This is a genomic window from Kitasatospora sp. MBT63 (assembly GCF_000710465.2).
Classification (GTDB): Bacteria; Actinomycetota; Actinomycetes; order Streptomycetales; family Streptomycetaceae; genus Kitasatospora.
Window position 1 is genome coordinate 1 of sequence record NZ_JAIZ01000004.1, and the last position, 9,629, is coordinate 9,629.

The 9,629-nt window shown below is 74.7% G+C and carries 13 protein-coding genes; 5 read left to right on the plus strand and 8 right to left on the minus strand.

Annotated elements, in window-relative coordinates; translation table 11 throughout:
* Positions 1–13 precede the first annotated feature (13 nt).
* A complete protein-coding gene (locus AA75_RS00210; protein ID WP_033817580.1) occupies positions 14–886 on the minus strand; it encodes an ABC transporter permease in 873 nt (290 codons plus the stop codon).
* Positions 876–1,697 carry an ABC transporter ATP-binding protein gene (locus AA75_RS00215; RefSeq protein ID WP_033817589.1) on the minus strand — a complete coding sequence of 274 codons (822 nt, stop codon included), beginning with the start codon at positions 1,695–1,697 and terminating at the stop codon, positions 876–878. The genes AA75_RS00210 and AA75_RS00215 overlap by 11 nt, the downstream gene beginning before the upstream one ends.
* A gap of 248 nt (positions 1,698–1,945) precedes the next feature.
* On the opposite strand from AA75_RS00215, the gene AA75_RS00220 reads away from it, so the two are divergent.
* Together AA75_RS00220 and AA75_RS00225 are read left to right on the plus strand one after the other, a co-directional pair.
* The gene (locus AA75_RS00220) at positions 1,946–3,565 is read left to right on the plus strand and encodes a sensor histidine kinase (protein WP_051811458.1); all 1,620 of its coding nucleotides are present in this window, start codon (positions 1,946–1,948) and stop codon (positions 3,563–3,565) included.
* Positions 3,565–4,254: a response regulator gene (locus tag AA75_RS00225; protein ID WP_033817582.1), complete on the plus strand. Its 690-nt coding sequence runs from the start codon at positions 3,565–3,567 to the stop codon at positions 4,252–4,254. The genes AA75_RS00220 and AA75_RS00225 overlap by 1 nt, the downstream gene beginning before the upstream one ends.
* A gap of 90 nt (positions 4,255–4,344) precedes the next feature.
* Here the strand turns inward: AA75_RS00225 and AA75_RS00230 are convergent, their stop codons facing one another.
* The 4 genes from AA75_RS00230 to AA75_RS00245 form a co-directional block, all read right to left on the minus strand.
* The gene (locus AA75_RS00230) at positions 4,345–4,530 is read right to left on the minus strand and encodes a CsbD family protein (RefSeq protein WP_033817583.1); all 186 of its coding nucleotides are present in this window, start codon (positions 4,528–4,530) and stop codon (positions 4,345–4,347) included.
* 72 nt (positions 4,531–4,602) lie between these two features.
* Entirely contained in the window at positions 4,603–4,932 is a 330-nt protein-coding gene (locus AA75_RS00235) for a WhiB family transcriptional regulator (RefSeq protein WP_051811460.1), read from the minus strand.
* Between the two features lie 92 nt (positions 4,933–5,024).
* A complete protein-coding gene (locus AA75_RS00240; protein WP_033817584.1) occupies positions 5,025–5,264 on the minus strand; it encodes a hypothetical protein in 240 nt (79 codons plus the stop codon).
* Positions 5,265–5,272: 8 nt separating this feature from the next.
* Positions 5,273–5,506 carry a DUF6400 family protein gene (locus AA75_RS00245; RefSeq protein ID WP_033817585.1) on the minus strand — a complete coding sequence of 78 codons (234 nt, stop codon included), beginning with the start codon at positions 5,504–5,506 and terminating at the stop codon, positions 5,273–5,275.
* 120 nt (positions 5,507–5,626) lie between these two features.
* Here AA75_RS00245 and AA75_RS00250 point away from each other — a divergent pair, with 120 nt between their 5' ends.
* Positions 5,627–5,812: an antitoxin gene (locus AA75_RS00250; protein ID WP_033817586.1), complete on the plus strand. Its 186-nt coding sequence runs from the start codon at positions 5,627–5,629 to the stop codon at positions 5,810–5,812.
* Positions 5,813–5,855: 43 nt separating this feature from the next.
* Here the strand turns inward: AA75_RS00250 and AA75_RS00255 are convergent, their stop codons facing one another.
* Both AA75_RS00255 and AA75_RS00260 read right to left on the minus strand, forming a co-directional pair.
* Positions 5,856–6,809 (minus strand): diacylglycerol kinase, encoded by a 954-nt coding sequence (locus AA75_RS00255; RefSeq protein ID WP_233288858.1) that lies wholly within the window; start codon positions 6,807–6,809, stop codon positions 5,856–5,858.
* A complete protein-coding gene (locus tag AA75_RS00260) occupies positions 6,806–8,386 on the minus strand; it encodes an FAD-binding oxidoreductase (protein ID WP_033817587.1) in 1,581 nt (526 codons plus the stop codon). The genes AA75_RS00255 and AA75_RS00260 overlap by 4 nt, the downstream gene beginning before the upstream one ends.
* Before the next feature lie 77 nt (positions 8,387–8,463).
* On the opposite strand from AA75_RS00260, the gene AA75_RS00265 reads away from it, so the two are divergent.
* Complete coding sequence (locus tag AA75_RS00265) at positions 8,464–9,072, plus strand: TetR/AcrR family transcriptional regulator (protein ID WP_051811461.1); 609 nt, start codon at positions 8,464–8,466, stop codon at positions 9,070–9,072.
* Positions 9,069–9,629 (plus strand): FAD-dependent oxidoreductase (locus AA75_RS00270; protein ID WP_033817588.1); only part of this gene is annotated, 561 nt, incomplete at its 3' end. The genes AA75_RS00265 and AA75_RS00270, both read left to right, overlap by 4 nt.

A 9,629-nucleotide genomic window follows, 5' to 3' on the forward strand; every position in this document is an offset into this window, starting at 1 on the left:
GGGTGGGTGGGGTTCAGCGGCCGTCGCCGGCGTCGGCCGGCTTCCAGCGGAACAGCCGCCGTTCGGCGAGGGTGAGCAGGCCTTCGGTGAGCAGCGCGACCACGGCGAGGATGGTCATCGCGGCGTAGACGCCGGCCGCGTTGAAGGTGCCCTGGGCGGCGGCGACCAGCAGGCCGAGGCCCTTGGTGGCGCCGATGTACTCGCCGACGATGGCGCCGATCAGCGCGAAGCCGAAGCTGACGTGGAGGCTGGTGAAGATCCAGGTGGTGGCGGCGGGGATGACCACCTGGAGGGTGACCCGGCGGTTGTCCGCGCCGAGGATGCGGGCGTTGGCGACCAGGTTGCGGTCGACCTCGCGGGCGCCCTGGAAGGCGTTGAAGAAGACCGGGAAGAACACCAGGACGACGGCGGAGGCGACCTTGGAGGCGGGGCCGAGTCCGAACCAGATCAGGAAGATCGGCGCGAGCACGATCCGGGGGATGGCGTTGAGCACCTTGATGTACGGGCCGAACACGTCGGCCAGGAAGCGGATCCGGCCGAGCGCGATGCCGAGCAGGATCCCCGCGGTGACGCCGATCACCCAGCCGGTGAGGGCCTCGTACAGGGTGTAGCCGATCTGCTCGCCGAGTGATCCCTGGGCGGTGCCGTGGGTGGTCCACTGCCAGATCTGGTCCCAGATCCGGGACGGCTGGGAGAAGTTGAACGGGTCGATCACCTCGGTGCGGGCGGCCAGTTCCCACAGGCCGAGGAAGGCGGCCAGGACGGCGGCGCGGGCGCCGTACACGCCGAGCCTGCGGTTGCGGGCGGCGCGTTCGCGGGCCTCGGTCCTGGTGGCCGGGACGGCCAGGGCGGGCGCGGGTGCGGTCGGGGCGGTCTCAAGCGGCACGACCCGCTCCTCTCTCGCGGGTGATCCGGACCTCTTCGCCGAGCGAGCCCCAGATCTCGCGGTACAGCTCGACGAAGCGGGGCTCGAGGCGGACCGCCTCGACGGTGCGGGGGCGGGGCAGGTCGACGGTGAAGATCTCCTTGACGGTGGCCGGTCCCGCGGTCATCACCACCACCCGGTCGGCGAGCGCGATGGCTTCGTCCAGGTCGTGGGTGACGAAGATGACGGAGGACCCGGTGCCCGCCCACAGGTCCAGCAGCTGGTCCGACATCAGCGCCCTGGTCTGCACGTCGAGCGCGGAGAACGGCTCGTCCATCAGCAGGATGCGCGGGTCGTTGACGAAGGTCTGGGCGAGCGCGACGCGCTTGCGCATGCCGCCGGACAGCTGGTGCGGGTAGCGGTCCTCGAACGCGGCCAGGCCGACCCGGGCCAGCCAGTCGCGGGCCCGCTCGCGGGCCTCGGCGGCGGGCACGCCCCGGAAGCGGGGGCCCGCCATCACGTTGGACAGCACCGTGCGCCAGGGGAAGACCGCGTCCTGCTGGAAGACGAAGCCGACGTGCCCGTTGATCCCGGCGACCGGCTCGCCGTGCACCCGTACCTCGCCCTCGGTGGGCTCCTCCAGTCCGCTGACCAGGGTCAGCGTGGTGGACTTGCCGCAGCCGGTCGGACCGACCACCGCGACGAACTCCCCCGGGGCGACCGTCAGGTCGAGCTCCCGTACCGCGGTGTGCAGCTCCCCCGACGGGGTCCTGAACCGCTTGGTCGCCCCGGCCAGTTCGATCGCCGGGGCCGCCGTCTTCGGCACGCTCATGTGCACCACCACCTCTGCCCTCCCGGCGCCGTCGCCGGGGTCCGTTCCGTGTGGTCGGAGGCTAGGAGCGGCGCCGGTCCCGGCGGCAGCCTTGTCGGCCTACTGCCGGTTGTGCGCGTTGAGGGCTGTTCTGCTCGTTCTGCTTCCGCTACAACAGCGGGGGCGGTCCGGCCGCACGGTGACAGAAACCCGCCGGAAACATAGGGTGACCGTCCATTCCCCCGACGAGCGGCGAGAGGAGACCCGCGATGAGACGTCCGCACTGGCCCCGGCGGGTCTTCGCACAGCTGCTGCTGAGCCAGACGGTGGTCACGGTCGGGGTCAGCGCGGTGACGGCCGGGCTGTTCCTCGCGCCGGTCAGCCGGGAGCTGGACCGGGACGCGATGCAGCGCGCGCTGTCCATCGCGCAGGCCACCGCCACCGACGAGGTGCTCGCCCGGGCGGCCGCGGCCCGCGACAGCGCCGCCGCGCAGCGCAACGCCGAGCAGATCCGGCTGGCCACCGGCGCGAGCTTCGTGGTGGTCACCGACCTGGACGGGATCCGGCTCTCGCACACCGACCCGGCGAAGATCGGCTTCCGGGTGTCCACCGACCCCGGTCCGGCGCTCGGCGGGCGCAGCGTGACCGCGATCGAGCAGGGCACGCTGGGCCGCACCGCCCGCGGCAAGGTGCCGCTGCGGCTGTCGGACGGCCGGATCGTGGGCGAGGTCTCGGTGGGGATCAGCGACGACTCGATCCGGCGCCGGCTGCTCGGCATGGCCACCGGGATCCTGCTGTGCGCGGGCGCCGGCCTGGCGGCGGGCACGCTGGCCACCCTGGTGCTGGCCCGGCGGCTGAAGCGGCGCACCCACAACATCGCGGTGGCGGACATCGCGGCGCTGCTGGTCGAGCGGGAGGCGATGCTGCACGGCATCCGCGAGGGCATGGTGGCGCTCGGCGCGGACGGCCGGATCCGGCTGGCCAACGACGAGGCGGTGCGGCTGCTGGCGCTGCCGGACGGCTGCGCCGGGTGCGCGATCGAGCAGGTGCTGCCACCGGGACGGCTGGCCGGGATCCTGGCCGGGCGGATCACCGGCACCGATCTGCCGGCCGTCCGCGACGACCGGGTGCTGCTGCTGAACCGGATGGCCACCGCAGACGGCGGCGCCGTGGTCACCCTCCGGGACCGTACCGAACTCGAGTCCCTGGTCCGCGAGTTGGACACCACCCGGTCGTTGACCGAGGCGCTGCGGGCGCAGGACCACGAGCACGCCAACCGGATGCACACGCTGCTCGGCCTGCTGGAGCTCGGGCTGTACGAGCAGGCCGCCGAGTTCATCTCCGAGCAGTCGGGCTCGCACGCGGCGCTCGCCGCCGCCATCGCCGGCCAGGTGCAGGACCCGCACGTGGCGGCACTGCTGGCGGGCAAGGCCGCGGTGGCGGCCGAGCGGGGGGTGCGTCTGGTGGTGGGTGCCGGGAGTCATCTGCCGGACACCGTGGTGGATCCCCGGATGCTGGTCACCGTGCTGGGCAACCTGGTGGACAACGCGCTGGACGCGCTCACCGGCGGGGTGGTCGAGGTGACCCTGCGGGCCGAGGGCGCCGCGCTGCTGGCCGAGGTCGCCGACAGTGGCCCGGGGGTCCCGGCGCCGCTGCGGGAACGGATCTTCGAGGAGGGCTGGACCAGCAAGGACGCCCCCGCGCACCGGCCGCGGGGGCTCGGCCTGGCGATGGTCCGGCGGCTGGTGGAGCGGGCCGGCGGCCGGATCACCGTCGGGGCGGGCGCGCTGGGCGGCGCCCGGTTCACCGTCGTCCTTCCCGAGGCCCTGCACCCGGCCGGCGGCCCGGCCGCGCACGGGGTGCCCGAGCTGTCCGTCGCGGAGGCGTGATGATCGACGTTCTGGTGGTGGACGACGACTTCCGGGTCGCCGAGGTGCACGCCGCGTACGTGGCCAAGGTCCCCGGCTTCCGGGTGACCGGACGGGCGCACAGCGCCGGCGAGGCGCTGGCGTCGCTGGAGCGCCGCCCGGTCGACCTGGTGCTGCTGGACCACCACCTGCCGGACGAGACCGGGCTGGCGCTGGTGCGCCGGATGCGGGCGGCCGGGATCGGCTGCGACGTGATGATGGTGACGGCCGCCCGGGACGTGTCGACGGTCCACGCGGCCATGCAGCACGGCGCGCTGCAGTACCTGGTGAAGCCGTTCGCGTTCGCCGGGCTGCGGGAGAAGCTGGTCGCCTACGCGCAGCTGCGGCACGCGCTCGCCGGGCCGGCGGCCCGGGAGGCGGGTCAGGACGAGGTGGACCGGCTGTTCGCCACCATGCGCAGCGCCGCCTCACCGGTCGCGGCGCTGCCCAAGGGCCACTCGGCGCCCACCACGGACCTGGTACTGGGGGCGCTGCGGCGGGCCGGGCGGCCGCTGTCCGCGCAGGAGGTCTCCGACGCCACCGGGCTGAGCCGCTCGACCGCGCAGCGCTACCTCAAGCAGTTGGAGCGGGAGGGGCGGCTGCGCCTGAGCCTGCGCTACGGCGACACCGGCCGCCCGGAGCACCGGTACGTGCTGCCCGGCCGGCGCTGAGCCCCGGCGCGGCCCCACCGGGGGCACGACCGGGGCCGGGGACCTCCCGTGGTGGGCGGTCCCCGGCCCGGCGCGGCGGGTCGGCGGGGTTCAGCGGCCGAGTACGTCCTTGACGGCGTCCTTGGTCTTCTCCGCGGCCTGCTTGACGTCTCCGCCGGCCTGGTCGGCCCGGCCCTCGGCTTCGAGGCGCTCGTTGCCGACCGCCTTGCCGGCGGCCTCCTTCACCTTGCCCTTGGCCTTCTCGGCGGTGTTGTGTGCCTTGTCGCCGGTGCTCATGGTTGCCTCCTGCAGTCGGAACGGCCTGGTCGCTGGTTCGTCTGCCCCGCTTCGCGCGGTTCATCCGTCCGGTCATCCGGTCCGCCCGGCCCGGGCCTCGCGGACCCGCTCGCGGCGGGCGCGTTCCCGGCGGGGGCGGAGCAGCTCGTACCGCTCGTCCTCGGTCAGTCCGCCCCAGACGCCGTACGGCTCACGCGCGTCCAGCGCGTACTCCAGGCAGCGGGCCCGGACCGGGCAGCGGGCGCAGACCCGCTTGGCGGCGTTCTCCCTGCGGTCGTGCGGTCCGCCGCGTTCGCCGGAGGGGTGGAAGAACAGGCTGCTGTCCGTGCCGCGGCAGGCGGCCTCCAGCTGCCAGTCCCAGGCGAGCTCGAACGGGCCCGGCAGTCGCGATATGTCGGTCATCGGTAGAACCTCCCCGGTCGGTCCCGGATCGCCTGCCCCGGCAGCGCGATCCGAATCCGGGGGTCCGGGTGGCCGACCGGAGCGGCGTCCGGCTAACGGCCGCGGGCGGGGGCGCCGCGGGTCGCGCCGAAGCCGCTCTCGTGGTCCCAGACGTGGGTGCAGCCGGGGCACTGGAGGTGCAGGACGCTGCCGGTGTTGGAGAGCAGGTAGCGCCAGTGGTCGTTGCAGTTGCGGCGCTCGGCGCAGTCGGCGCAGTCGCGGATGTCCTGGCAGGCCGGGCAGGCGACCCAGGCGCGGCGGCCGTGGTCGGCGTGCGGGTCGATGGGGAGCACGGCCCGCCTCATCCCGCGTCGGGCTGCTCGCGGCCGGGCAGGACGCCGGCCGCGACCAGGTCGTCGTAGGTGCGCTGCTGCTCGGCGTCGAGGCCGGAGTAGAGCAGCGCGTACGCCTCCTGCTCGCCGCGCAGGACCTCCGCCGGGTCCCAGTCGGGGCCGAGGGCGGCCATCACCTCGGCGCGCCGGCGGACCTCCTCGGCGGTCAGGTCGATCTCGAAGGGCACAAGGTTGGCTGACATGGGAAGGAAGTTAGGTTGCCCTTACTTTTGCTGTCAAGTAGCTGTCCACGTTCCGGATGTGAAGATCGGATATCTCGGACATGCTGGGAGGGCCAGGAATCCCCTGAAGGAGGACCGCCCATGTCCATGCTCGACAAGCTCAAAGGCATGATGAAGGGCCACGAGGACACCACCCGGCAGGGCGTCGACAAGGCGGGCGACGCCTTTGACGCCAAGACCGGGGGCAAGTACGAGGGTCAGGTCGACTCCGCCCAGCAGAAGATCAACGACCAGCTCGGACAGCAGCAGCCCCCCGAGGGCCAGTAGCCTCCGGCGTGTGACGAACGGAACAGCTCGCGGGGCTCCCGGCTCAGCCCGGCACCAGCAGGGACAGCGACTTCGGCACCACCCGCACCTCGGCCGGCAGCGGGCCGGCGAAGTCACCGTCGGTGTAGGCGTTGATCCCCGCCGACTCGATCCGCAGGGACGCGGTGCGGTGGGTGGAGACCTCCAGGTGACGGACGTGGGTGCCCTTGAAGACCGTCGGGAAGAAGCGCACCAGCCGCCGCCGGCGCATCGCGCCGACCAGGGTGATGTCGAGCAGGCCGTCGGCGTGGTCGGCCTCCGGGCAGATCAGCATGCCGCCGCCGTAGCTGCGGGTGTTCCCGATGGCGGCCAGCGTCAGCGGGCGCTCGACCACGGTGCCGTCGGCCAGCACCAGCCGGAACGGCAGCGGCCGCAGCCGGACCAGCTCCAGCAGGATGGCCAGGTTGTAGCGCATCCGCCCGCGCGGGCGGCGCAGCCGGTTGGCGCGGTCGCTGACCAGCGAGTCGAAGCCCGCGGCCAGCACCGAGCCGAAGAACCGGCCGACGCCGTCGGCCGTCTCGACCCGGCCGGTGTCGACCCGCAGGACGTGCCCGGCGGCGACCACCTCGGCCGCCGCCTCGGGGTCCTTCAGCGGCAGCCCGTACTCGCGGGCGTGGTCGTTGCCGGTCCCGGCGGGGATCACCCCGAGCGGCACCCCGGTGCCGGCCAGCGCCTGGATCGCGAGCGCGATCATGCCGTCGCCGCCGGCCACCACGAGGGCGTCGACGCCCCGGCCGACCGCTTCGCGGGCGAGGCGTACCGCGTCGTCGGGGTCGTTGCCGCTGACGGCCAGCACCTCGATGCCGAGGTCGCGCAGCCGGGCGGTGGCCCGCCGGGCCGCGAGGTCGGCCCGGCCCCCGCCGGCGGCGGGGTTGGTGAGGACCACGACGGTGCGGATCTCCCGGCGCTGCGGCTCGCCGGCCCCGCCCGCGCCGGCTCCGTCCGCCCCGGCGGTCACGGGATGAGCTTTCCGGGGTTCAGGATCCCGGCCGGGTCGACGGCGCCCTTGACCGCGCGCAGCACGGCGGCGCCGAGCTCGCCGATCTCCTGCGGCATCCACGGCCGGTGGTCGGTGCCGACGGCGTGGTGGTGGGTGATCGTCCCGCCGTTGGCCATGATCGCGTCGCAGGCGGCCGCCTTGGCCGCGGCCCACTGCTCGATCGGCTCGCCCTTCTGGGCGCCGAGCACGGTGAAGTACAGCGAGGCCCCGGTCGGGTAGACGTGCGAGATGTGGCACATCACCAGGGAGGTGGTGCCGCCCGCCTGGAGGGCGTTCTGCAGGGCTTCGGTGACCGCGCCCTTGAGCCGCTCCAGGTTGGCCCAGGAGGTGGCGGTCTCCAGGGTCTCGCACAGCGCGCCGCAGTCCAGCAGCGCGTCGCGCAGGTACGGCGCGTCGAAGCGGCCGTGCTCCCAGGCGCGGGCCGGCTCCTCGCCGAGCGAGGTGCCGCCGGCCGCCAGCAGCAGCTCCCGGGTCAGCCGGTGGCGGGCCGCGGTCTGCTCGGTGGTGCCCTCGAAGACGGTGACCGCCAGGCAGCCGGTGGCCACCTGCCCGCCGCCGATCTTCGAGGTCATCGCCAGGTTGACGCCGGTCTCGGTCTCGTCGGACAGCCGCAGCACGGTCGGCCCGGTGCCCTGCTGCTCGACGGCGCGCAGCGCGGCGGCGCCGGTGGCGAAGTCCGGGAAGTTCCAGGCCTCGTGGACCTTGACGGCGGGTACCGGGTGCACCCGCAGTCGGACCGCGGTGATCACGCCGAGGGTGCCCTCGGAGCCGATGAACAGCTGGCGCAGGTCGGGGCCGGCCGCCGAGGCGGGGCCGCGGCCGAGGTCGAGCACGCCGGCCGGGGTGACCACCCGCAGGCCGCGGACCATGTCGTCGAAGCGGCCGTGGCCGGCCGAGTCCTGGCCGGAGGAGCGGGTGGCGGCGAAGCCGCCGATGGTGGCGAACCGGAAGCTCTGCGGGTAGTGGCCGAGTTCGAAGCCGCGCTCGGCGAGCAGTTCCTCCGCGCGCGGCCCGGTCAGCCCGGCGCCCAGGGTGGCCTCGCCGGAGACCTCGTCCAGCTCCGTCAGGGTGTCGAAGCGGCGCAGGTCCAGCGAGACGACGGCCGCGAAGCCGCCGCGCACCGGGTCGAGCCCGCCGACCACGCTGGTGCCGCCGCCGAACGGGACGACGGCGATCCGGCGCTCGCCGCACAGCGCGAGCACGGCCGCGATCTCGTCCTCGGTGCCGGGCAGCACGACCGCGTCGGGGGCGTCCTGCTCCGCGCGGCTGCGGCGGCGCAGCAGGTCGGGGGTGGACTTGCCGCCGGCCCGGGGCAGCCGGTCGGCGTCCGCGGCGCTGACGTGGCCGTCGCCGACGATGGCGGCGAGGGCGGCCAGGTCCTCGGCCGCCAGGCTGCCCGGGCGCAGCCGGACCTCGTCGGCGGTGGGCGCGGCGCCCTCCTGCGGCGAGACGCCGAGCAGCTGCTCCAGCAGTGACCTGATGTCGGCGGAGAGCGGCTTGGCGAGGGCCGGGTCGCCCCAGGCGTTCCACGCCATGGGCGGCTGGGGCAGTGTCGCCGGTCGGCCCGGTCCGGTGTGCGCTTCAGATGGCATGCGTTACAGTTTTCCACATCATGTCAAGTAGTCACATCGAGCCCTCGGGGCCCGGCGGCAGCGACGGCGCCGCCCGCAGTGTCGACGACGCGATCCTGGACGCGGCCGCCGATCTGGTCGTCGTGCTCGGCCCGCGACGCACCCAGCTGGCCGAGATCGCCCGGCGCGCCGGGGTCAGCCGGCCCACCGTCTACCGCCGCTGGCCTGACGTCCGCGCGGTGGTCGGCGCGCTGCTGACCCGGGAGATCCGGGCCACCCAGCAGGCCGCGGTCCGGGCCGGGGACGACCGCGAGTCGGTGGTCGCCTGGATCGTCGAGGTCGCCGTCGCCGTCCGCGACCACCCGGTGCTCGGGGCGCTGCTGCGCTCGGACGCCGACCTGCTGGTCGAGTACGTCGTCGAGCGGCTCGGCACCAGCCAGCGCGGCCTGCTCGACGCGCTGTCCGAGGCGGTCGAGCTCGGCCAGCGGCACGGGTCCATCCGCCCCGGGGAGCCGGCCGAACTGGCCGCGATGGTGCTGCTGATCGCCCAGTCCACCGTCCAGTCCCACCGCATGGTCGCCCAGCTGCTGCCCGAGGCGGCCTGGCGCCGCGAACTGGCCATCGCCCTGAACGGATACCTCACGCCATGACCGACCGCCCCGGTACGACCGCCCTCAACGCCCGGCGCCGTGCCGGGGACCTCGACGCGCTGGCCGCCGGCGAGCCCGTCGACCTGCTGGTGATCGGCGGCGGGGTGACCGGCGCCGGAGTCGCGCTGGACGCCGCCTCCCGCGGCCTGCGCACGGTGCTGGTGGACGCCCACGACCTGGCCTTCGGCACCAGCCGGTGGAGCTCCAAGCTGGTCCACGGCGGCCTGCGCTACCTGGCCTCCGGCCGGATCGGGGTGGCCCGGGAGAGCGCCGTCGAGCGCGGCATCCTGATGACCAGGACCGCACCGCACCTGATCCGCGCGCTCCCGCAGGCCGTCCCGCTGCTGCCCTCGGTGGGGCGGGGCATGTCGGCGCTGGTGCACACCGGTTTCCTGGCCGGGGACGCGCTGCGGGTCAGCGCGGGGACCCCGGGCTCGGTGCTGCCGCGGGCCCGCCGGGTCGGGCCGGCCGCGGCGGCCGCGCTGGTGCCTGCGGTGCGCACGGCCGGCCTGCGCGGCGCCCTGGTCGCCCACGACGGCCAACTGGTCGACGACGCC